The following is a 21,989-nucleotide window of genomic DNA, read 5'->3' as shown; positions in this document are numbered from 1 at the left end:
CTGACAGGTATAATGAATGAAGATAGGTGGAAGGGGTTGTGTGGACGTGGCGAACTGGATTTCAAGCCAACTGGCAAGACTCGATATTCCGACACCGTTTGAGGTCGGTAACGTGAACGTATACATCGTAGAGCATGGGGGCCGGTTTTTCATGGTCGACTGTGGCCCGGATACGGAAGAGGCATGGGCATCCTTGAACGGCGAATTGGCTGAACTCGAACTGACGCTAGCGGATATCGATTTTCTGTTTTTAACGCACCATCATGCCGACCATGCCGGTCAAGCTTGGCGGCTGCGGGACGCCTCGATTCCAGTCTACGGTCACGAGAAGCTCGTTCGTTATTTGGAACAGACACCGAACTTTATTAAAAAAGGCAATCACTTTTTATATGAACTGGCTCATTGGTTCGGGGCACCGGAGTCGATCATCAACAAGTTGCCCGACTACCGGGAGGCGCTACGTTGGATCGGTCCGACGACCGTCACGATGACGTTCGAAGAAGGACAAGACGTGACGAGCGACGGGGCATGGAAGACGATTCATCTGCCGGGACACGCGAGCGATCAACTCGGACTGCTCGGACCGGGCGGCGTCTTGATCGCCGGTGATCATTTGATCGATGCGGTCGAACCGAACCCGTTGATCGAACAACCGTATGAGGACGAAGGGTTTGCGTCACCGGTCTTACTGTATCTCGACTCGCTTAGAAAGTTACAGGAGCTTGATATTAAGCTCGTCGTGAGCGGACACGGCAATCCGATTCAGCATCCGCGGGTACTCATCGAATCAAGGATCAGTCAACGCTATGAACGGAGCGAACAGCTGCTGAACGACTGGGCCGACGGCTTGAGTGTGTTCGATTGGTCGATGCGGCTGTACGGGCGGAAGATGCGCCGGGCGATGCCGCTTGTCTTCAGCGAAGTGTTCGCGCGGCTGACATTGCTCGAGGAACGCGGTCATGTCGTCAAGCAGTTAGCCGATGGCAAATGGATTTATGTGAGAGTGGAGGAAGCAATGGAATGAGACATATTGTGATCACGGGTGCGTCGAGCGGCTTTGGTGCCGCTTTGGCGCATTCTTTTTCGGCAGCGGGCTATAAGCTGACGTTAATTGCCAGAAACGAGACGCGCCTTCGAGAGCTCGGGACGAAACTATCTGCAGACTGGATGGTCACGGATGTTTTGACAAGTTATGAGACGCTCGTCGACGATGTCGTACGGAAATATGGACCAATTGACGGTTGGGTCAACAACGCCGGCGTCGGTGAGTTTGACCGGGTCGTTGATCAAACGACGGACGTCATCGAAGAGACGATGCGCTTGAACGCGATCGCGCCGATGGTGATGTCGCGTGACTGTGGGCGCCGGATGAAGCGAGGCGGGACGATCATAAACGTTTGCTCGCAAGCTGCCAAAGTGCCGACCCCGAAGTCGGCCGTGTACGCCGGATCGAAAGCGGCGTTGCTCCAGTTTTCAAACGCGCTCCGGCTCGAGCTGAAGCCGGCAGGTGTCCATGTACTGACGGTCAATCCTGGTCCGATCAACACGCCGTTCTTTGATCGTGCTGATAAGACGGGGCGCTATGAACAGAGTGTGCGTCGTATCATGCTCGACCCAGATCAGTTGGCACAGCGGGTCGTCTCAGCGTTTGAACAGTCGAAACGTGAAGTCAACGCCCCGTGGTGGATGGACTTAGGCGGAAAACTGTACGCAATGTGCCCGATTTGGTTCGAACGGTTGGCAAAACGGGGATTTGACAAAAAGTAGTAGAGAGAGGGGAAGTACGATGCGACGAATACGACAATTTGGGCTGCTGTTTGCGCTTGTTTTCCTCAGCGCCTGCGGGACGATGGGAGCAGACTTGGCCCCGACGTTTGACGAGGCGGTTCAAGAGGCTGAGCAAACGACGGTCAACTTTTACTTGTGGGGTGGGGACGACGGCATCAACCGTTACATCGATGACTACGTCGCACCGCGCCTGAAAGAAACATACGATATCGAGTTGAATCGCGTCCCGATGGACACGGCCGAATTCATTCGCCAACTGTCACTCGATAAACGTTCGAACCGAGAGGCGGGCACGATCGACCTCATGTGGATCAATGGTGATAATTTTAGAAACGCGGCCGAGGCGGAGCTTCTACAAGGCGACCTGCTCGATAAAATCCCGAACGCAGCACTTTTGAACGAGACCGCGCAAGCGACCGACGCCGGGACGCCGACCGACGGACTCGAGGTGGCGTGGGGCAACGTTCAGTTCGTGCTGCACTATGATGCCGACAAAGTGACGAATCCTCCGGCGACGTTCGAAGAATTACATCGTTGGACCGAAGCAAATCCGGGTCGTTTCACGTATCCTGAAGTGACAGACTTCACCGGTAACGCGTTCGTCCGCCATCTGCTCTATGCCGAGTACGGGGAAACGATCCGAAGCGATCAAACGATCCCGGATGCATTTTGGGATGAACTCGCGACGTGGTCACCGAATCTGTGGAAACAAGGAGCGACGTATCCGAAGTCACTCGCCCAACTCGACCAACTTTATGCGAAAGGTGACGTGTGGATGACGATGGGATTCAATGAGCGTCGTGCTGAGGCCGAGCGAAACGACGGCGTGTTTCCAGACGGGACGCGTGCACTCGTCCTCGACCATTCAATCGCCTCGACGCATTTTCTCGCGGTCCCGTTCAACGCAAGCAATCCGAACGGTGCCATCGTCGTGATCAATGAATTGTTGTCACCGGAAGCCCAACTCGCCAAACAAGATGCGACGTATTGGGGGGACGGGACATCGCTCGATTTGACGAAGCTTGAACGAGCGGACCGGGAAGCCTTCCTCAAACTGGACACGGGCGTCACGTATCCAGACCCTGAACAACTTGCCGAACGTTCGATTGCCGACTTCGGGCCGAGCGTGATCGATCAAGTTCGTGAAGGATGGTCCCGTGTCGCGAGGTAGCGTCGGCTTGAGCGTCATCGTCTTATTGCTACCGCTCGCCGGTCTGGCGTTTCTAGCCGGTGAGACCGCTTCATTCGAATGGACGTCACTTTGGCGCGATGCGGCGTGGCGGGCGAGTTTAGCCGTCACGCTTTACGTGACGCTCGTCTCGACGACGATTTCGCTACTCATCGGGACGTGGTTGGCACGAACGGTCCGGATTCGAGAGGCCGTTTGGCTTTCAGCGCTGCTCAAATTGCCGATGTTCGTGCCGCATGTCGCAGGTGCGTATTTATTTTTGTTGTTGTTCTCGGGCGGTTTTCCGTTTTACGGGCTTGTGGAAGCGAACGAGCGCCATCACTTTGTCATCATATTTACGTATGTGTGGAAAGAAGTGCCGTTCGTCTTTTTGATGATGCTCGGCACATACGGGCAACTGAATCGCGGCTATCTCGATATGGCGAAGACGCTCCAACTCACACGGTTCGAGCAGTTCAAAGTCGCGGAGTGGCCGTTTTTACTGAAGCCGCTCTTGGACTCGTTTTGGATTTTAGTGGCGTTCATCTCGTTCGCTTACGAGGTACCGGCCCTGCTCGGGGTCACATTCCCGGAGCTGCTCGGGGTGCTCGCATACGAACGGCTGACGACAGGGTTGTTTTTAAACGCGAATGAATCCTACGCGGTCGCACTCGTTTGGACACTATTGATCTCAGTCGGGGCTTTTGTATCGTATCTCGTTACGGCCAAACGAAGACGCCGGATTGAAAAAGGGGTGAGGCGATGAGTCGGGTCCTTATCATCAGTTTCATCTTGTTCCCGTTTCTCGGCTTACTCTTCGGTTTGCCTTCTCCGATCCGATTGGATGAAGTGCTCATGAACACGGTGTTCTACGTCATCAGTTTGGCCGTCATCAATGTCTGGCTCGGTCTCGGGACAGCGTGGTGGATGATTTTTACAGAGTCGAGGTGGCGGACACTCGTCGAATGGCTCGTCTTTATCCCGTTGTTCATTCCGGTCATGGCGAGTATGTTCGGTATGTACATCGTGCTCGCGAACGTCGGGCTCGTCGGGACTTATGCCGGTGTCTTGCTCGTCTTGCTCGTCTCGACGCTCCCGTACTCGATCCGGCTCGCCTACAATGCGATGTATGTGATCGGACGTCCACTCCTTGAGCAGACGATGACACTGCCGCCGCTGCCTCGATTTAGCATGGTGCTGTTTCCTTTGTTGGCGGCGACGATGCGGACAATCGTCTTGTTCTCGACGGTCATCGTTCTCGGTCAGTTCGTGCTCGTGCAATTGATCGGTGCAGGGCTCATCCCGACCGTCACGACACAACTGTATCAATCGTATGCAGGAAATGACGTTTCATTGGCACTACAAAACACGTGGGTCCTCATCTTGTTGCCGGTCTTGTTGTATATCGGTCTCGGAGGATTGTTCCGCGCGGCGGTAAGAATTATGAAGGAGCGGTTAAGATGAGTTTAGTCGTTACGGGAATACAAAAAAACTTTAAACAACGCGACGTGTTGAACGGGGTCGACCTGATCGTTGACAAGAAAGAGATCCATGCGCTTGTCGGGGTGAGCGGGTCCGGGAAGTCGACGTTGCTACGGATTATCGCCGGACTTGAGACGGCAGACACGGGGACGGTGACGTGGGACGGAGAGCCGCTCCTCGGGACGCCTCCTCACAAGCGGCGCATCACGATGCTGTCACAATCACCGCTTCTGTTCCCGCATCTGTCGGTCGGGGAGAACGTGACGCTCGCGACTCAAAATCGGTCACGGGAGCAGGCAGAGGCGTGGCTTGCCCGTGTCCGCCTTCCGGGCCGATATGACGATGACATCCACGAACTTTCCGGAGGCGAGCAACAGCGTGTCAGTTTTGCCCGTGCCCTTGCGGCCGAGCCGCGGCTCATTTTATTAGATGAGCCGTTCACGAATCTCGATCCGGATTTGAAGTACGAGTTGCAGCGGCTGATCCGGGACCTCGTCCAACAACTCGAGTTGACGGCGTTGCTCGTGACCCACGACCGGGAAGAAGCGATGCTCGTCGCCGATCGGGTGACGTTGCTCGAGGACGGAGAAGTCCTAGCGACGGGGACGCCAGGCGAACTTTACGAGACTGAGCCGGCGTTTGGAGACTTTATCGAGCTTTCAGGTTCGTCTTATCCGGCGACGATGATGGAAGTGACGAAACAAGCAGGCGAACCGGTCGTACTCGTCCGACAGTTGAATCGCTTCGGCAATCGCCTAGGCGAGTATCGCCTCGCGACCGGTACGTACGTCATTCTCCCCCGGGATGAATCGTTTCAGGTCGGGGAGACCTACTATTTGCGGAAGAAAAAAGGAGTGGTTTGATGCTAGACACGTACGGAAGCCGCTGGGTTCGTCCCATCGTTGAACGAGGGGCCGATCGGCTTTTAAAATGGAATTTCACACCGAACGAAGTGACAATCCTTGGAGGGATCATCGGGATCTCGGTCGGGTTCTTTATTTATAATGACATGCTTTGGACAGCGGTCGCCCTGCTTTGGTTGTCGGGTCTTCTCGATGTCATTGACGGGACGATGGCGCGCCGCTCTCGGAAGACGGGGTTTGGCACAGTGCTCGACCTCGTCTTCGATCGCATCGTCGAGATCTCGGTCGTCGTCGCGCTGGCGCTTCGTTACCCTGAGCACATGCCGGTCTTTCTCTTCTTGCTCGGATCCTTCGTCGTTGCGATGACGCTGTTTCTCGCCGTCGGAGCCAGTAGTTCAAAACGTTCTGAGAAATCATTTTATTATCAACCGGGCCTCCTTGAACGGACGGAGTGCTTCATCTTGTTCACGCTCATGATTTTGTTCCCGTCGTGGATCGGGGTCGTCGCGACGCTGTTCCTCATCCTTGAAGTGTTCACAATCAGCCAGCGCCTGTTGGAAGCACGGCGGATTTTACGATGAAGCCGCGGCTCGTCCTAGTCGGGCTCGGTCACGGGCAACTCGAAATTTTAGCGCGGATCGAACAGTTGCGTGAACGGTACGAGGTCAGTTATGTCGGACTTGAGGAAACGATTTATACCGGGGCGTTCCCCCAAGTGATCGCAAATGAGATGGCTTCGGCAGTCGTCAACTTGCGACCGGACGTCACACCGGTCGCGAGCAGACTCATCTCGCTCGACCCGGTCAAACGAATCATCGAGACCGATCAAGGTATGATCGCTTACGATCATCTCGTGCTCGCGACAGGTGCGAAGAGCCGAGGGATCGGAACGGGCTTGAAACCGATGACAGACGTAGCAATCGAACACATTCAAGCGAGCCGTGCGGTCACAATCGTCGGAGGGGGCAAAGCTGGCGTCGAGCTCGCTTTCGCTTGCGTGAGGTCGAAGCAACACGTCACGCTCTATGCGAAGCAGATTTTGCCCGACTTGCCGAACCGGGTCGGCCGTCATATTGCCCGTCGTCTCGTTGGAAGCGGGGTGACGCTGATCGCGCAACAGTATGAGGGTGGGGACGCGCCAGACGGTCTTGTCCTTGACGCGACTGGAGTCGTGCCGGTCGAGTGGTGGCACCGCTCAGGCCTTGCCGAGGAGGGGTCGTTTATTCCGACCGACGCTTATTTGCGTCACGCGACGTATCAAGATATTTACATCACCGGGGATATGGCAATGGGCTTGAACGGAGGCGTCGACGCGGTCCGATCGGGCCGTCACGTCGCGTCGGCGCTCCTCGGTGACCAAAAGCCATACAAACAGCGGACGTCGCTCAATATTTTATTGACGACCCCGGGACACGCCTTACTCACGTTTGGGCGCTTGACGTGGCACGGCCGGTGTTCGTATTGGATCAAGCGTCAAATCGACAGGCGCTACATGCAGAAATTCACGCACTAAAAAAGACGACCGCGGTCGTCTTTTGATTAGGCGTTCAACGTGTCGAGGAACGACCGAATTTGCATTTCCGTCTTCGCATGCGCCGAATGAAGGTGTTCTTGTTTGACGCCTTCTTTATAGAAGAGCAGTGACGGGATGCCACGGACTTCCTGCGTGTCAGATAGTTCAGGCAGTTCGTCGCGATCGACGACGTACCAGTTGAATTGCGGGTAGTCTTTGACGAGTTCGTCGACGTACATGTCGAGGCGGCGGCAGTCCGGGCACCAAGACGTCGTGAAGATGACCATTCCTTTATCTTGAATGGCAGTTTGGAATTGTTGTTCAGATTGTATTGGTTTCATGATTGATCACTCCTTTCTCTCATTGTCTGTGTCTTCGGTGCGCCCGTCAACCGATTGACATTCTCGGACTTACAAGAGATTGTGCTACACTTAAAAAAACTGAACTGCAAGGGAATGGTGATGGTTATGGCGTTACGTCATGCACTACTCGGGTTGTTGACCCATCAGCCTGCGACCGGCTACGCTTTGAACGCGACGTTCAAAGCGCAAATGATCCACTTTTGGCACGCCCATCATACACAGATTTATCGGGAACTGTTAAAGATGGAAGACGAGCACCTCGTTTCGTCAGAGCATGTGACCCAACATGATCTTCCCGATAAGAAGATCTATTCGATCACAGCGACGGGACGTCAAGAGTTGATTGACTGGCTCAGACAACCGACGTCGTTTCAGCCGAAGATGAAAGATGAGAACCTGCTGCGCGTCAGCCTGCTGCAACTGCTTCCGCTCGACGAGGCGATCCGTTACGTCGAGGAGACGAAAACGCATCATGAACAAGTCGCACATCAAATTCGTGCGTTCCAAGCAGCCCATCAATCGGAAGCGGACACGCTCGGGTACTTATTGACGAGTGAATATGCGATCCGCATGATGGAAAACTATGCCGATTGGGCCGATTGGGCGATCGAACAAATGAAACAGCGCGATAAACATACGACCTGACGTTCAGGTCGTATGTTTTGTATACGGATGAATCGGTAGACGAGCCAGTAGTTTATCGAGTGCACGCTCATTGATGTCGTCATGATACGCGTCAATCGTCTGCTGCAACTGCTCAACAGAAGAAGCGCCAGGCAAGACGACGGCACACGTCCGTTTCGCGGCAGCGAGCGCATACGCTTGAATCGGGTGTGGTAACGTCGACAGGAGGTTGCGTAACTCGGGTTCGCTCCACGACTCGAAGCCCTTAGCGCTCAAGCGCTCGGACCATTCATCGGTCAACAGCCCTTTAGCGAGCGGTCCTCGACCGACGAGCGGAACGTCTTGCCCGAGCGATTCGATGCGGCGGTCGAGCAGTGAGTACGGTGTCATCAAGACATCGAGCTCCCCGTGCTCAAGCCAGTAGCGGATCACGTTCGGACGAATCGAGGAGAGCCCGATTTGACGGATGACCCCGGCCTGCTTTTGTCGGCGCATGAAATCGATCGTCGCGTCAAGGTCGTCTTCCATCGTTCCACCATGTACGTAATATAAGTCTAAGTAATCCGTCTGTAGTCGTTCGAGAGAACCGTGAAGCGCCTGTTCTAAATAAGAAGGGGTTGGGTTCCAGCGCATTCCGTCCTCGGTCCATTCATTTCCGCCTTTGCTCGTCAAAAACAAATCGTCGCGCCGACCGGCAAACGTCTCACCGACGAGCCGTTCGACGTCGTGACGGTCATAGACGTCAGCCGTGTCAAAATGACGGATCCCTGACGCGTAAGCCGCCTCGAGAATCCGTCGGCCCTCATCGTCACCTTGTTTTAAAATCGACATCGTTCCTAGTCCAAGTTCTGCCATCGATAATTCCTCCTTGTTCCGTCCATTGATTTGACTCATAATTACAGTATATAAGAAAACGTGAGGAGTACATAACAATGGAAGAGAAAACGATTGAACGGGAAGTCATCTATCAAGGGAAGATTTTCGATGTCGAGAAGCATGTCGTCGCGCTCCCGAACGGAGGAACGTCGGTCCGAGAGCTTGTGTATCATAATGGGGCCGTCGCGATATTGTTGATCGATGAGGACGACAAGATCGTTCTCGTCGAGCAATACCGGAAAGCGTTCGAATCGATGTCACTCGAGATTCCGGCCGGGAAACTTGAAATCGGAGAAGAGCCGCTCGCGAGTGCGAAGCGTGAACTCGAGGAAGAGACCGGTTATAAAGCCGAGTCGCTTGAAAAGATGTTCTCGTTTTACGGGGCACCTGGATTTTGTAGTGAGCGCGTTGACGTGTTCGTCGCCAAAGGTTTGACGGCGGGAGCGATGAACCTAGACGAGGACGAATTTTTACAAGTCGAACGTTATACGTTCGAAGAAGCGGGCGAACTTTTAGCGAGTGGCCGGATCACCGATGCCAAGACGATTATGGCGATTCAATGGTGGCAATTATCTAAATTGAAATAATTCTAATCTGTAGTAGGTTGTGATAGACTTACATAGTAATGATTTTAATTTGAAAAATCGACGGAACTTCGGTATGCTTTGAATAGTGAATTATGTAAAGAGGGGGCGCCTTATGGAAACGCGAATTGAACGGATTAAACAGCAATTGAGCGCCAAAGGATATAAATTGACACCGCAACGAGAATCAACGGTCCGTATCTTGCTTGAGAATGAGACAGACCATCTAAGTGCAGAGAACGTGTTCATGCTCGTCAAGAGTATCGCACCCGAAATCGGTCTCGCGACCGTGTACCGGACACTCGAACTGTTGACCGAGCTCGGCGTCGTCGACAAAGTCAACTTCGGTGACGGTGTCGCCCGGTTCGATCTCAGACCAGAAGGGGCGAACCATTCGCACCATCACCTCGTCTGTGTCGAGTGCGGATCAGTCGAAGAGATCATGGAAGACCTGCTCGTCGACGTCGAGAAGAAAGTCGAGAGCAAGTATGAATTTTTAATCAAAGACCATCGTTTGACGTTCCATGGCATCTGTAAAGTGTGCCAAGCGAAAGGCGTCACGCTCGAAGGGCATAAAGCCGTCATTAACGGTTGACGAAACAAGGGAGGACAAGCCGAGCGGCTTGTCCTCCTTTATGTTGATCATCAGATCAAATCGTCAGTTCAATTTTGTTTCGTTCTGGATCGTGGACGACGCTCTCATAATAGCCGTCCCCGGTCAGACGCGGTCCATCGACGAGTTCATAGCCATCAGCCTGCAAGCGCGCCGTTAATTCGTCGACGGCCTCGGCGCTGCCTAGCGCGAACGCCACATGCGCCCAGCCGAGTGTCGGCATCGCTTCGCCTTGGATGTCCGACCGCGACATCAGCTCGAGTCGGCACGCTGATTCCGGAAACGTTAAAAAATACGATGTGAACTGTTTGTGCCGGTTCGTATATTTGTCGTTGGCGCTGGCACCAAAGTATGTCTCGTAAAAGCGGCGCATCCGTTCGAGGTCGTGGACCCATACGGCAACGTGTTCGATGTTCATCGTCATCCCTCCTTTTCAACTACGTTCATCTTACCAGTGATGCAGCGGGATTGTCAGTCGATTTCCTGGAGAAAACGGGCGTGAAATCGATGACAAAAAACTGTCAAAAAAACTTACAAAAAAATGAGGTCAGACGTCTTCACAACGGTTTACATAAGTGATATGATGTAAGCGTATTCAGGTGTAGCGAGGAAGGAGGGGGATGTCATGCGTTCGCAAGTCGAGTCGTTTTTACAATATATGACGGTTGAGAAAAGAATGTCCACCAACACGAGACAAGCCTATGCGAGCGATTTGACCCAGTACTTATCGACACTAACCCAACTTGGGGTGACCGAGTGGAATGAAGTCACGCGCTCACATATCGTCAAGCATTTAGAGGAACTGTCGCAAGCGGGTCGGGCCGCCTCGTCACTGCGGCGAGCCGTCAGTTCGATTCGCACGTTTCATCACCATCTGAAGATGAGCGGCGGCGCCTCGACTGATCCGGCACTTTACTTAGAGACGCCGAAAGCGGAACGACATCTGCCGGACACGTGGTCGCAAGACGAAGTCGAGCGCTTGCTCGATAGCGTCCCGACGAACGATCCGCTCGCGCTTCGGGATCGTGCCATGCTCGAACTGCTCTACGGGACAGGCATGCGCGTCAGCGAACTTCTCGGTCTTGATTTGGATGATTTACAGTTTGAACTGGGGTATTTACAGTGTGAAGGCAAAGGCGAGAGCGCCCGGATCATTCCGGTGTCGTCGGTCGCCCAAAATTTTGTCGAACGTTACATCCAGCAAGCGCGAAACGGCCTCGGTGGTCGGGAGACCGAGGCGTTGTTCTTGAACGGACGTGGCGGTCGGCTTAGCCGCCAAGGGTTTTGGAAGATCATCAAGCGACGGGCGAAAGACGCCGGTATCCCGAAAGAGATCACACCGCACGTGTTGCGTCACTCGTTCGCGACGCACTTGCTCGAGAATGGTGCCGATCTGCGCGCCATCCAGCAAATGCTCGGCCATGCCGATCTCTCCACCACTCAAATCTACACACATGTCAACAAGGCGCGGCTCCACGATGTGTACCGTAAGCATCACCCGCGGGCCTAGACACTTAAAGGAGGAACTTTTGTGAAGAAATTTAAACGTATATTCTTAGTCGTCATGGACTCAGTCGGGATCGGGGAAGCTCCAGATGCCGACCAGTTCGGAGACGTCGGTTCAGACACGTTAGGTCACATCGCTCGTGAGCATGGCGGCCTGAACATGCCGAACATGGGCAAGCTCGGATTGGCGAACATTAAACCGATCGAAGGCATCGAACCGTCAAGCGCGCCGAGCGCGTTCGGTCGGATGGAAGAAATTTCGGCCGGGAAAGATACGATGACTGGTCATTGGGAAATCATGGGTCTCCACATCGATACGCCGTTCCGTGTGTTCGAGGAATTCCCGGACGATTTGATCAACCGGCTTAAAGAGTTCAGTGGACGCGACATCATCGGCAACAAGCCGGCATCAGGAACGGAAATTTTAGACGAGCTCGGTGAAGAGCATGTCGCGACAGGTGCGTTGATCGTCTATACGTCGGCCGACTCGGTGCTTCAAATCGCGGCCCACGAAGAAGTCGTCCCGCTCGAAGAACTGTACCGCATCTGCGAATACGCGCGCGACATCACGCGCGAAGATCCGTACATGCTCGGACGGATCATCGCCCGGCCGTTCCTCGGAACGCCTGGTGCTTGGGTCCGGACGTCAAACCGTCACGACTATGCGCTCAAACCGTTCGGCAAGACGGTCATGAACACGCTCGAAACAGCTGGCAAAGACGTGATTGCCCTCGGGAAGATCAGTGATATCTATGACGGAGAAGGCGTGACGAAAGCGGTCCGTACGAAGTCGAACATGGACGGGATGGACAAACTCGTCGCTTCGCTTGATGAGGAGTTCGAAGGGCTCTGCTTCTTGAACCTCGTCGACTTTGACGCATTGTTCGGCCATCGCCGGGATCCGGAAGGATATGCGGTCGCGCTCGAAGAGTATGACGCCCGTCTTCCTGAAGTGTTTGCTCGCTTGCGTGAAGACGACTTGCTGATCATCACGGCCGACCACGGTAACGATCCGACGGCACCAGGGACGGACCATACGCGGGAATATGTCCCGCTCATCGTCCATCACCACGGTTCGACTGCGGTCGACCTCGGCGTTCGCGCTACGTTCGCAGATATCGGCGCCACGGTGGCGGATAACTTTGACGTCGACGCACCAGCAATCGGAAACAGTTTCTTAAACGAAATTTGAGGAGGCACTACACATGGTAAATTGGAACGAAACAAAAGCATTTTTACAGGAACGCATGAACGGAACGCCAGAAATCGGACTCATTCTCGGATCGGGTCTTGGCGTGCTCGCCGACGAGATTGAGAATCCGGTCGCGATTCCTTACGAAGATATTCCGCACTTCCCGGTCTCGACAGTCGAAGGTCATGCCGGACAGCTCGTCTTTGGTGACCTTGAAGGGAAACGTGTCGTTGCGATGCAAGGACGGTTCCATTTCTATGAAGGATATTCGATGGAACAAGTCACGTTCCCAGTCCGTGTCCTCAAATTGATCGGTGTCGAGACGCTCATCGTCACGAACGCCGCTGGTGCTTGCAACGAGGCGTTCAACCCGGGCGACTTGATGGTCATCACGGACCATATCAATTTCTTCGGCACGAGCCCGCTCATCGGCAAGAACGCGAGCGACTTCGGGACACGCTTCCCGGATATGTCAGAGGCGTACGACAAACAACTCGTCGCGTTGACAGAGCGGGTCGCGTCAGACCTCGGTCTCAAGATTCAAAAAGGCGTCTACTTCGGGAACACCGGTCCGACATACGAGACACCGGCCGAAGTCAAGATGGCCCGTCTGCTCGGCGGCGACGTCGTCGGCATGTCGACCGTACCAGAAGTCATCGTGGCTCGTCACTCAGACATGCGTGTCCTCGGAATTTCGTGCGTCTCGAACATGGCCGCAGGTATCCTTGACCAACCGCTCAACCACGAAGAAGTCATCGAGACGACAGAGCGCGTCCGTCAAGACTTCCTTTCACTCGTACGTGGCACGATTAAAAGCATGTGACTAAAACAATTCTAGGAGGACGAAACTTATGCGTATGGTCGATTTGATTTTGAAAAAACGTAACGGTGGAGAATTAAACGAACAGGAGATCCGCTACGTCGTGGAAGGCTTCACGAATGAGACGATTCCAGACTATCAAATGTCTGCTTTGTCGATGGCGATTTATTTCAATGGCATGACCGAGAAAGAGACGGCGGCGTTGACGATGGAAATGGTCAAGTCAGGTGACGTCATCGACCTTTCTAAAATTAAAGGGAAAAAAGTCGATAAGCACTCAACGGGTGGCGTCGGCGACAAGATCAGTTTGATCGTCGCCCCACTCGTCGCCTCGATCGGTATCCCGGTCGCTAAAATGAGCGGGCGCGGGCTCGGTCATACAGGTGGGACGATCGACAAGCTCGAATCATTCCCAGGGTTCAACGTCGAGTTGACAGAAGCGCAGTTCACGAAGCAAGTGAACGACATCAAGATGTCGATCATCGGGCAGACGGGCAACTTGACGCCGGCCGACAAACGTCTTTACGCGCTCCGCGACGTGACGGCGACGGTTGAGTCGATCCCGCTCATCGCGAGCTCGATCATGTCGAAGAAGATCGCGGCCGGTGCCGACAGCATCGTCCTTGACGTCAAGACAGGGTCTGGTGCGTTCATGAAGTCGTTCGACGACGCGAAAGCACTCGCTGAAGAGATGGTCGCCATCGGGAAGAACGTCGGTCGCAAGACGATCGCCGTCATCACCGATATGGACCAACCGCTCGGCTTTGAGATCGGGAACGCGAACGAAGTGAAAGAGGCGATTGAAGTATTGTCTGGGAAAGACGTCAAAGACTTGAAAACGATCGCGCTCACGATTGCCGGTCATATGGCCGTCCTCGGTGAATTTTATAAGACGTTTGACGAAGCATACGCCGATCTTGAACGCCGGATGGCCGACGGTCACGCGCTTGAAGTATTCCGTCAGTTCGTCGCGGCACAAGGTGGGGACGCCTCACTCGTCGATGATGTGACTAAATTCCCGCAAGCGAAATTTGAGACGACGTTCGTCGCGAAGACAGCCGGTTACGTCGAATCGATTATCGCGGACGAGGTCGGTGTCGCAGCGATGCTCCTCGGAGCGGGACGGGCAACGAAGGACGACTTGATCGACTTCGCGGCCGGTATCACGCTCGAGAAGAAAGTCGGCGACAAAGTCGAGGCGGGTGACGTCATCGCGGTCCTTCGTTCAAACATCGAAGACATGTCTTCGGCACTTGAACGCATGGATCATGCTTACACGATTGGCGCCACTCAACCAGAGGCACGTCCGCTCGTCCACGCGGTCATCCAGTAAGTCAGAACGTCTGTTTCCACAAAACAGTGGAGGCAGACGTCTTTTTTTGATAAGATGGGTAATGTGAGTGATTATTGACTATATGAACATAAAGGGGTATTTCCATATGAAAAAAGGATCAATGAAATTAGAGAACGGTGAAATGATTGAATTTGATTTATTCCATGACGCAGCACCGATCACGGTCGACAACTTCGAAGAGCTCGCGAACCGCGGCTTCTACGACGGATTGACGTTCCACCGTGTCATCCCAGGCTTCGTCAGTCAAGGCGGATGCCCAGACGGAACAGGTATGGGCGGTTCAGGTAAAACGATTCCTTGCGAGACATCGACTTCGTTCCCGTACAAACATGAAGCCGGCTCGCTTTCGATGGCACACGCTGGGCGCAACACGGGCTCATCACAGTTCTTCATCGTCCATGCGCCACAACCGCACCTTGATGGGGTTCATACTGTGTTCGGTAAAGTGACGTCAGGTCTTGAGCACGCAGTCAAACTTCGCCAAGGCACGAAGATGGCTGAAGTCAAAGTTTGGGATGAGAATTGATTTCTGCCTAAACGTTATGGCACAATGAGCCATGTCTCTCACGTGTTCACTTCGTGAAACATGTCTGACTAAAGGTGGTGAGACCAGCCATGCTGGTGAAGTATAAACAATCGCACGAGAAGACGGCGATGGGGCTGCTCGCATTTTCATGTAGCGACAAGTCTCCGCTCGCCCTTCTCGAACTCGTACGATCTTACGAGGAAGATGCTTCGAAGTTCCTCTACTTGTGGAAAGTCGAAGAAGACTTCGTCGGGATCATCGGGATGGAACAGCTTGAGACGACGATGTGCATCCATCATATCGCCTTGTCGCCTTCGTTCCGTGGCGAAAAACGTTCATATGAACTGCTCGATGAGACGCGGAACTTGTTACCGCTCGATTTGACGCTTGTCGGTCACGGGAAGACGAGTGACTTGCTCGATAAATGGAATCAAGTCTCGATATAAAAAGCTAGGCTCAGCGCCTAGCTTTTTGTCGTTGTTCTAGCGCGAGCAGACGCTCTTCAACGACGGGCGTCCGGTCACGGTGGATATGTTTATGGACGAGCTCGTCGAAAGTCAGGGAGGTCGGTTCGAACGTGGATTTCAACCGGTCGATTTGTCGGCGTGTCGCCTCGTCTAGCGGGAGTGTGTCCGAGAGCGGCCAACGTTCCAAGTCGCGTGTGAACGCCTCCATGTCGATGCCGAGCGGTTCAAGAGCGCTTTTGGCCAAAGGAAGCTTTTGCTTCAATGCAGCGACGCTCTTGACGGCCCCGGCCGTATTGCCCCGGCGGAAGTGGTAGTGGGCGACGGCGTACTGGATCAAGACGGCATAGCCGAGATGTTCACGGTTCCCATCCTGCCACGCCTCTTCGAGCACCTCGTGGCACTCGAAATAATCGGCATGACATTCAAACAGCAATGTATACTGATAAAAAGGGGTAAGCATCAATTTTCTCCTTTCGTGGTCACTGTACTACAAAACATGTTATACTAAAGCGCAAAAATGTTAAATGGCAGGTGTCTCTATGGAAGCGTATAACGTCAAAATCGATACGTTCGAAGGCCCGCTCGACTTGTTGCTCCACTTGATCGGCAAGATGGAGCTCGATATCGCCGACATCTCTGTTTCGGAAGTCACGGACCAGTATGTCGCCTTTATCCGGACGATGCAAAAGTTTGAGCTCGATGTGGCCAGTGAATATTTGGTCATGGCGGCGACGTTGCTCCAATTAAAGAGCAAACAACTGTTGCCACCGGTCCCGATCGAGGACGATGAGATTCCGGATTTCGGCGAAGAGCCGACTCGGGAAGGGTTGATTCGACAGTTGATTGAATACAAAGCTTATAAAGAAGCGGTCGTCTTCATGCGCGAGCAAGAAGAGCAACGGCTCGAACTATATAGCCGTCCCGGCGAAGATTTGACACGGTACATGTCTGAACTGGTCCAACCTTACGATGGACCGCTCAACTTTTCAGATTTGTTGCATGCCTATTCAAAGATGGTCGAGCGGAAGCGTTGGAAAGAACGGCGTAAAAAGACGATCAAGCGGGAAGAGCGGACGCTCGAACAGCAGATGACCCGTTTGCATGAGCATGTGTCGGCGAACCGGAACACGTCGTTCTTTGCATTCTTCGAAGAACGGCCGGACGTGTCCGACCTCGTCGTCACGTTCATGGCGCTGCTTGAGTTGATTAAGTTACGAGTCGTCACGACAAAGCAAGTCGACCGAGATATTCACATTTCGTTTGTCGAAGCGTCAAAGGAAAGGGATGAAGCCGTTGTTGTCTTATGAAACGATCATTGAAAGCCTATTGTTTGTCGTCGGAGAAGAGGGCATGGAAGTCCGGGCGCTAGCAGATACGCTCGATATTTCTGAGGCCGCTGCCCGCGAACAATTGAATAAGCTAGGGGCGTCGTTCACGGATTCGGGGCGTCCGTTTCAATTGATCGAATCGGGCGGCGTGTACAAGCTCGTGACGATCCCGGACGTGTCCGAGTACATTCAACGGTATGTCGGGACGATGGCCGAACAGGCGCTGTCTCGTGCGGCCATGGAGACGCTCGTCATCATCGCCTACAAGCAGCCGGTCACACGGGCCGATATCGAGGAAGTCCGCGGTGTCAAAGTCGAACGCGTCATTCATACGTTGTTGTCAAAAGGGCTGATTGAATCAGCCGGCCGGGCGAAGACGATCGGGCGCGCGAAACTGTACCGGACGACCGAGCATTTCCTTGACCATTTCGGATTCAATTCACTCGAGGAGTTGCCACCATTAACGTTTGTTGACGAGTTGGCAGACGAAGGCGATCTGTTCTTCGGCCAGCCAACTTCGATTACGGAAGATAGATTGGAGAATGATTAAATGGAACGTTTACAAAAAGTGATTGCCCAAGCGGGTATCGCCTCACGGCGTAAAGCCGAAGAAATGATTTTAGACGGACGGGTTCGCATTAACGGCAAAGTCGTTCGTGAACTCGGGACGAAAGTCGGACCGAAGTCGGAGATTGAAGTCGACGGCGTCAAAATCGAACAGGAAGAACACGTCTACTACGTGCTCTACAAACCGAGCGGCTACGTGTCGACGGTCGACGATGATAAAGGACGCAAAGTCGTTACCGATCTCGTCCCACCAGGGTCACGTGTCTTCCCGGTCGGTCGTCTCGATTACAATACGACGGGACTCATCATCTTGACGAACGACGGAGAATTCTCGAACATGATGACTCATCCGAAGTTCAAAATCCCGAAACGTTACGTCGCGAAAGTGAAAAACATCCCTTCGTATATCGCTATCAAGCAGCTCGAGTCAGGCTTAGAGCTCGATGACGGTTATAAGACGGGCAGCGCGAAAGTCAGAATGAAGACAGTCGACCATAAGAAGAACTCGGCGATTCTCGAAATCGTCATTTCGGAAGGGCACAACCGTCAGATTCGACGCATGCTCGAAGCAGTCGGTTCGGAAGTCATCAAACTGAAGCGCGAACAGTTCGGTTTCTTGACGCTCGACGGACTCACGACAGGCGACTGGCGCGAGTTGTCACGCAAGGAAGTGAGCAAGCTCCGTGAGCTCGCGAACCCGGTCGTGCCAAATGAACCACGAGGCAAGAAAAAGAAAAAATAACAAGTTAAAAATCGTCCTTACACAGGATGATTTTTTCTTTTGTGGAGATTCTGTGACAAAAAGATGAAAAAAGTCTGTTAATGTGCGTTATCGTTGTTTTTTCAGTACAATAGCAACTGAAGGATGGTGTGAAATCATGACGAAAGAGACGAAACAAGGCGATCGGATGAATCAAGCGATGGCCCATAAGAAAAAGCGGTCATTTTGGCGCCTCATGATTATGACGATGGTGCTGTTTGCCGGTGCGGTCGTCATCATGCAATTGATCGAGCAGGCCGGGAACGATGGCCGGGTCGAGGCCGGAGACGACGCGCCGAACTTTAAACTCGTCAGTCTTGACGGTGCGACGATGGTCGAGCGCGAAACGTATGATGGGAAAGGGATGCTGTTAAATTTCTGGGGTACGTTCTGTGAACCGTGCGAGAAAGAGATGCCGGTCGTACAAGACAACTATGCCACGCTTCAAAATATGGGCGTGGATTTTTGGGCCGTGAACGTCGGTGAGACGCCGCTGCGGGTCGACAACTTTATCAATGATCTCGGCGTCGAACTCGACTATCCGATCTTGATGGATACACGTAGCGAAGTCGAGAAGGCGTACGGCATTTATAACTTACCGGTGACGTTCGTCATCGATGCCGACGGAAAAGTCATTGAAAAGTATGAAGGCGAACTCACGAAAGAGAAACTGTTAGAGTTAGCCGAGAAGTCATTGTAAGCGAACGGGGGGCGCACACATGCTAGATATGAAATACGACGGCGCCGATTTACGGTCGAAGCGTCGTCCGAGATCTTGGATTGACCGTGTCTGGAGTTTCTTTGCATCGGTCAAAGTCGGTCTTTGGTTGATTGGACTCATTATCGTCGGCTCTGCGGTCGGGACGACATTTCCGCAAGAGATGTATATTCCGCAACAATTGCCGGCTAGTCAATACTATACCGAAGAATATGGCACGCCAGGAACGATTTATTACACGTTAGGATTCCATAACTTATATACGTCGTGGTGGTACATCACGTTGATCGTGATGCTGACGTTGTCACTGATCGTCGTCTCGATCGATCGATTCTTTCCGTTGTATAAAGCGTTGAAATATCAACCGGTCCGACGCACCGACCGCTTCATGCGCGGGCAACGCCTGATCGGTGAAGGTAAAGGGACGGACGAACAGATCGACGCGCTCGGTGAGGCATTAAAGTCTAAGCGTTATCATGTAAAACGCGACGGCGATGCGCTACTCGCCGAGAAGTATCGGTTTGGTCGTTGGGGTCCATACATCAACCACATCGGGCTTGTCATCTTCTTTATGGGGGCGATGCTCCGCGTCTTCCCGGCATTTCACACCGATACGCTCGAATGGGTGAGAGAAGGGGACACGGTCGCGCTCGAGGCGACCGATGACACGTATTACATTCGTAACGATCAGTTCATCCTCGAGATGTATGATCCAGAAAATAATGCGGAGGACGCCAAGTTCGCCGAAGCGATTGAAAAAGCCGGTGCTGTCCCGAAAAACTATGAGACGGAACTGACACTGTTCAAGAAGACCGGAACGAACGAGGACGGATCGCCGCAACTCGAGGAAGTCGAAACCGGTTCGACGAAAGTGAACCATCCGTTCAAATTTGATAAGTACGAAGTGTATCAGGAACAGTATTCAAGCCGACCGGAGTTTTTGTCGATGTCGTTTAACGTCGGTGACAAACAGACAGGTGACATATACGGACCGTTCACGGTTGACTTGACGGACCCTGAGACGACATACGATCTCGGCGAGGTCACGGTGACGCTCAACGACTTGTATCCGGACTTTGAAGTTCGAAACGGACAGCCGGATACGAAGTCACCACGGGCGTTGAACCCTGCTTTCTTCTTAGCGGTCGAGAACCCGGATGGGACGACCGAATCGAACTTGATCGGGATTCGATTGAACGTTGCCGATGAAGACAATCGTTACGCGATCCAGTTCGCAGGAACGGAAATGGCGAGTACGAGCGGACTTCGGGTCAAGAGCGACTCGACGTATCCGATTTTAATTGTCGGTGGGACGATCTTCATGATCGGGATCGTCATGGGGATGTATTGGCCGCACCGCCGGGTCTGGATCCGACGTCATAACGAGACGGACGTGCTCGTGGCTGGATTCACGAACAAGAACCCGTCGTCGCTTCACCGCGAGATCACACCGCTCCTAGAAAAAAATGGGCTGCCGATTTGGGAAGACCAGGCTCGGTTCGAAAAAAAGGCAGACATCGACTCAACTAAAGAAAGAGGGGAATCATAATGGAGTGGATTCAGTGGAGCAGCCGCCTGCTCTTGATCGCGTTCATTCTTTACGCCGTGGCGACCGTGTTGTTCACAATCGCGGTCAGCGGCATGCGCAAAGACCGAAACGTCAACCGGATCGCTTACGGTAAGTATGCGTTCACACTAGCCGTCATCGGCTTTGTCGCCCAAATGGGATATTTTATCATGCGTTGGATCGGGGTCGGCTACGCGCCGGTCTCTAACCTTTACGAGTATACGACATTCTTCGGAATGATGATGGTGCTCGGTTTTCTCGTCGTCTACGGGATCTATAAAAACGATGTGCTCGGCTTGTTCGCCATGCCGGTGGCGCTTCTTGTCATCGCGTTCGCATCGATGTTCTCAAGCGAAGTGGCACCGCTCATTCCGGCACTGAACAGTGTCTGGTTGAAAATTCACGTCACGACGGCCGCGCTCGGTCAAGGGATTCTCGCCATCAGTTTCGCCTCGGGCTTGATCTTCTTGCTGAACGAGACGTCGATGCGCGAACAATCGAAATCGCGCACATGGCTAGAAGTGACGATGTTCGTCCTCATGTGCACGCTCGGCTTCATCCTCGTATCGATGCTGTTTAAAGCAATCGGTGCCGGCGGAGTCGTCGAATTTACGAATGACCGCGGTACGCAAGAGTCGTACGAATACTTCATGCCGATCTTGTTCGTACCGGAAGGCGCACAACTGTTATCAGGTGCGAGTGGACTATCGCTCGAATTGCCGACGTTCATCAATACGTTGAAGTTGAACACGTTGCTCTGGTCGGTTATCGCTGGCGCCGTCATTTACCTCGTGCTCCGGTTCGTCGTCTTACGCAAACGTATTGCGGAAGCGTTGCAACCGCTCGCGAAGAAAGTCGATCTTGACCTCGCGGACGAGATCAGCTACCGTTCGATCGCGATCGGGTTGCCGGTCTTCATCCTTGGGGGGCTCATCTTCGCCATGATTTGGGCGCAGATTGCCTGGAACCGTTTCTGGGGCTGGGACCCGAAAGAAGTATGGGCGCTCATCACGATGCTCATCTATATTTATTACTTGCATATGCGCATCCAGCGGGGCTGGACGGGGACGAAAGCAGCATGGCTCTGTGTCGGCGGATTCGCCGTCATCATGTTCAACTTAGTGTTCGTCAACCTCGTCATCGCCGGATTACATTCATACGCTTGATGAAAAAGAAGTCACTTCTGAACTGAACCAAAAAAGTTAGACACTAAATAATTTGTCAGGCGACTTCGAGAACCTGGGTCCGGTATTCCACCGGGCTCAGGTTTTTTAGTCGTTTCTTGATGCGACGATGATTGTAGTACTCGAT

General features: G+C 53.3%; 28 protein-coding genes. 23 read left to right on the top strand and 5 right to left on the bottom strand.

Going from position 1 to position 21,989, the window contains the following annotated elements; genetic code table 11:
• The first annotated feature begins 46 nt into the window (after positions 1–46).
• From EVJ21_RS08755 to EVJ21_RS08720, 8 genes are read left to right on the top strand one after another with little or no spacing between them, the layout of a single operon-like run.
• Positions 47–1,024, top strand: coding sequence for an MBL fold metallo-hydrolase (locus EVJ21_RS08755; RefSeq protein ID WP_236633373.1), 978 nt, complete (start codon positions 47–49; stop codon positions 1,022–1,024).
• The gene (locus EVJ21_RS08750) at positions 1,021–1,767 is read left to right on the top strand and encodes an SDR family NAD(P)-dependent oxidoreductase (RefSeq protein ID WP_236636578.1); all 747 of its coding nucleotides are present in this window, start codon (positions 1,021–1,023) and stop codon (positions 1,765–1,767) included. Before EVJ21_RS08755 ends, EVJ21_RS08750 begins: the two co-directional genes overlap by 4 nt.
• A 19-nt stretch (positions 1,768–1,786) precedes the next feature.
• Positions 1,787–2,959: an ABC transporter substrate-binding protein gene (locus EVJ21_RS08745; protein WP_131490358.1), complete on the top strand. Its 1,173-nt coding sequence runs from the start codon at positions 1,787–1,789 to the stop codon at positions 2,957–2,959.
• Entirely contained in the window at positions 2,946–3,722 is a 777-nt protein-coding gene (locus tag EVJ21_RS08740) for an ABC transporter permease subunit (RefSeq protein ID WP_131490357.1), read from the top strand. The genes EVJ21_RS08745 and EVJ21_RS08740 overlap by 14 nt, the downstream gene beginning before the upstream one ends.
• Positions 3,719–4,420, top strand: coding sequence for an ABC transporter permease family protein (locus EVJ21_RS08735; RefSeq protein WP_131490356.1), 702 nt, complete (start codon positions 3,719–3,721; stop codon positions 4,418–4,420). The genes EVJ21_RS08740 and EVJ21_RS08735 overlap by 4 nt, the downstream gene beginning before the upstream one ends.
• Complete coding sequence (locus EVJ21_RS08730; RefSeq protein ID WP_131490355.1) at positions 4,417–5,301, top strand: ABC transporter ATP-binding protein; 885 nt, start codon at positions 4,417–4,419, stop codon at positions 5,299–5,301. Before EVJ21_RS08735 ends, EVJ21_RS08730 begins: the two co-directional genes overlap by 4 nt.
• Positions 5,301–5,882 (top strand): CDP-alcohol phosphatidyltransferase family protein, encoded by a 582-nt coding sequence (locus tag EVJ21_RS08725; protein WP_070327104.1) that lies wholly within the window; start codon positions 5,301–5,303, stop codon positions 5,880–5,882. The genes EVJ21_RS08730 and EVJ21_RS08725 overlap by 1 nt, the downstream gene beginning before the upstream one ends.
• Positions 5,879–6,814 (top strand): NAD(P)/FAD-dependent oxidoreductase, encoded by a 936-nt coding sequence (locus EVJ21_RS08720; protein ID WP_131490354.1) that lies wholly within the window; start codon positions 5,879–5,881, stop codon positions 6,812–6,814. The genes EVJ21_RS08725 and EVJ21_RS08720 overlap by 4 nt, the downstream gene beginning before the upstream one ends.
• A gap of 26 nt (positions 6,815–6,840) precedes the next feature.
• Here the strand turns inward: EVJ21_RS08720 and EVJ21_RS08715 are convergent, their stop codons facing one another.
• Positions 6,841–7,155, bottom strand: coding sequence for a thioredoxin family protein (locus EVJ21_RS08715; protein WP_071397668.1), 315 nt, complete (start codon positions 7,153–7,155; stop codon positions 6,841–6,843).
• Between the two features lie 120 nt (positions 7,156–7,275).
• Between EVJ21_RS08715 and EVJ21_RS08710 the strand changes: the two genes are divergently transcribed.
• Positions 7,276–7,821, top strand: a complete 546-nt coding sequence (locus EVJ21_RS08710) for a PadR family transcriptional regulator (RefSeq protein WP_236636161.1) — start codon at positions 7,276–7,278, stop codon at positions 7,819–7,821.
• A 3-nt stretch (positions 7,822–7,824) separates the two neighbouring features.
• Here EVJ21_RS08710 and EVJ21_RS08705 read toward each other — a convergent pair whose 3' ends face one another.
• Entirely contained in the window at positions 7,825–8,655 is an 831-nt protein-coding gene (locus EVJ21_RS08705) for an aldo/keto reductase (RefSeq protein ID WP_236633375.1), read from the bottom strand.
• 77 nt (positions 8,656–8,732) lie between these two features.
• On the opposite strand from EVJ21_RS08705, the gene EVJ21_RS08700 reads away from it, so the two are divergent.
• Positions 8,733–9,263, top strand: a complete 531-nt coding sequence (locus EVJ21_RS08700; protein ID WP_071397666.1) for an NUDIX domain-containing protein — start codon at positions 8,733–8,735, stop codon at positions 9,261–9,263.
• Between the two features lie 112 nt (positions 9,264–9,375).
• Positions 9,376–9,855, top strand: coding sequence for a ferric iron uptake transcriptional regulator (fur, locus tag EVJ21_RS08695; protein ID WP_016509373.1), 480 nt, complete (start codon positions 9,376–9,378; stop codon positions 9,853–9,855).
• A 55-nt stretch (positions 9,856–9,910) separates the two neighbouring features.
• Here fur and EVJ21_RS08690 read toward each other — a convergent pair whose 3' ends face one another.
• Positions 9,911–10,291 carry a VOC family protein gene (locus EVJ21_RS08690; RefSeq protein ID WP_131463668.1) on the bottom strand — a complete coding sequence of 127 codons (381 nt, stop codon included), beginning with the start codon at positions 10,289–10,291 and terminating at the stop codon, positions 9,911–9,913.
• A 207-nt stretch (positions 10,292–10,498) separates the two neighbouring features.
• Here EVJ21_RS08690 and xerD point away from each other — a divergent pair, with 207 nt between their 5' ends.
• The 6 genes from xerD (at position 10,499) to EVJ21_RS08660 (ending at position 15,717) form a co-directional block, all read left to right on the top strand.
• On the top strand, positions 10,499–11,383 hold the full coding sequence (gene xerD, locus EVJ21_RS08685) for a site-specific tyrosine recombinase XerD (RefSeq protein WP_016509359.1): 885 nt from the start codon (positions 10,499–10,501) through the stop codon (positions 11,381–11,383).
• Between the two features lie 21 nt (positions 11,384–11,404).
• Entirely contained in the window at positions 11,405–12,571 is a 1,167-nt protein-coding gene (gene deoB / locus EVJ21_RS08680; protein ID WP_131439776.1) for a phosphopentomutase, read from the top strand.
• A gap of 13 nt (positions 12,572–12,584) precedes the next feature.
• A complete protein-coding gene (locus EVJ21_RS08675) occupies positions 12,585–13,394 on the top strand; it encodes a purine-nucleoside phosphorylase (protein WP_016509380.1) in 810 nt (269 codons plus the stop codon).
• A 28-nt stretch (positions 13,395–13,422) separates the two neighbouring features.
• Complete coding sequence (locus EVJ21_RS08670; protein ID WP_131439774.1) at positions 13,423–14,724, top strand: pyrimidine-nucleoside phosphorylase; 1,302 nt, start codon at positions 13,423–13,425, stop codon at positions 14,722–14,724.
• 106 nt (positions 14,725–14,830) lie between these two features.
• Complete coding sequence (locus tag EVJ21_RS08665) at positions 14,831–15,271, top strand: peptidylprolyl isomerase (RefSeq protein ID WP_035386247.1); 441 nt, start codon at positions 14,831–14,833, stop codon at positions 15,269–15,271.
• An 89-nt stretch (positions 15,272–15,360) separates the two neighbouring features.
• Positions 15,361–15,717 carry a GCN5 family acetyltransferase gene (locus EVJ21_RS08660; protein WP_070327113.1) on the top strand — a complete coding sequence of 119 codons (357 nt, stop codon included), beginning with the start codon at positions 15,361–15,363 and terminating at the stop codon, positions 15,715–15,717.
• Positions 15,718–15,727: 10 nt separating this feature from the next.
• Here EVJ21_RS08660 and EVJ21_RS08655 read toward each other — a convergent pair whose 3' ends face one another.
• Positions 15,728–16,198, bottom strand: a complete 471-nt coding sequence (locus tag EVJ21_RS08655) for a DUF309 domain-containing protein (protein ID WP_131490353.1) — start codon at positions 16,196–16,198, stop codon at positions 15,728–15,730.
• Positions 16,199–16,277: 79 nt separating this feature from the next.
• Here EVJ21_RS08655 and EVJ21_RS08650 point away from each other — a divergent pair, with 79 nt between their 5' ends.
• From EVJ21_RS08650 to ccsB, 6 genes are all read left to right on the top strand, one after another.
• Complete coding sequence (locus tag EVJ21_RS08650) at positions 16,278–17,045, top strand: segregation and condensation protein A (RefSeq protein WP_070327115.1); 768 nt, start codon at positions 16,278–16,280, stop codon at positions 17,043–17,045.
• A complete protein-coding gene (gene scpB, locus EVJ21_RS08645) occupies positions 17,023–17,616 on the top strand; it encodes an SMC-Scp complex subunit ScpB (RefSeq protein ID WP_173647368.1) in 594 nt (197 codons plus the stop codon). Before EVJ21_RS08650 ends, scpB begins: the two co-directional genes overlap by 23 nt.
• On the top strand, positions 17,617–18,375 hold the full coding sequence (locus tag EVJ21_RS08640; RefSeq protein WP_071397662.1) for a pseudouridine synthase: 759 nt from the start codon (positions 17,617–17,619) through the stop codon (positions 18,373–18,375).
• A gap of 136 nt (positions 18,376–18,511) precedes the next feature.
• Entirely contained in the window at positions 18,512–19,093 is a 582-nt protein-coding gene (locus tag EVJ21_RS08635) for a redoxin domain-containing protein (RefSeq protein WP_071397661.1), read from the top strand.
• Positions 19,094–19,112: 19 nt separating this feature from the next.
• A complete protein-coding gene (gene resB / locus EVJ21_RS08630; RefSeq protein ID WP_236633376.1) occupies positions 19,113–20,660 on the top strand; it encodes a cytochrome c biogenesis protein ResB in 1,548 nt (515 codons plus the stop codon).
• Positions 20,660–21,844 (top strand): c-type cytochrome biogenesis protein CcsB, encoded by a 1,185-nt coding sequence (ccsB, locus tag EVJ21_RS08625; protein ID WP_071397659.1) that lies wholly within the window; start codon positions 20,660–20,662, stop codon positions 21,842–21,844. Before resB ends, ccsB begins: the two co-directional genes overlap by 1 nt.
• A 55-nt stretch (positions 21,845–21,899) precedes the next feature.
• Here ccsB and EVJ21_RS08620 read toward each other — a convergent pair.
• On the bottom strand, positions 21,900–21,989 hold a 90-nt coding region (locus tag EVJ21_RS08620), incomplete at its 5' end, for an IS3 family transposase (RefSeq protein WP_131441643.1).

Origin of the sequence: Exiguobacterium sp. SH0S2 (assembly GCF_004337185.1) — a bacterium.
GTDB classification, from domain to species: Bacteria; Bacillota; Bacilli; order Exiguobacteriales; family Exiguobacteriaceae; genus Exiguobacterium; species Exiguobacterium aurantiacum_A.
Note: the sequence above shows the minus strand (reverse complement) of the source record. Positions and strands in the feature narration are given on the sequence as shown.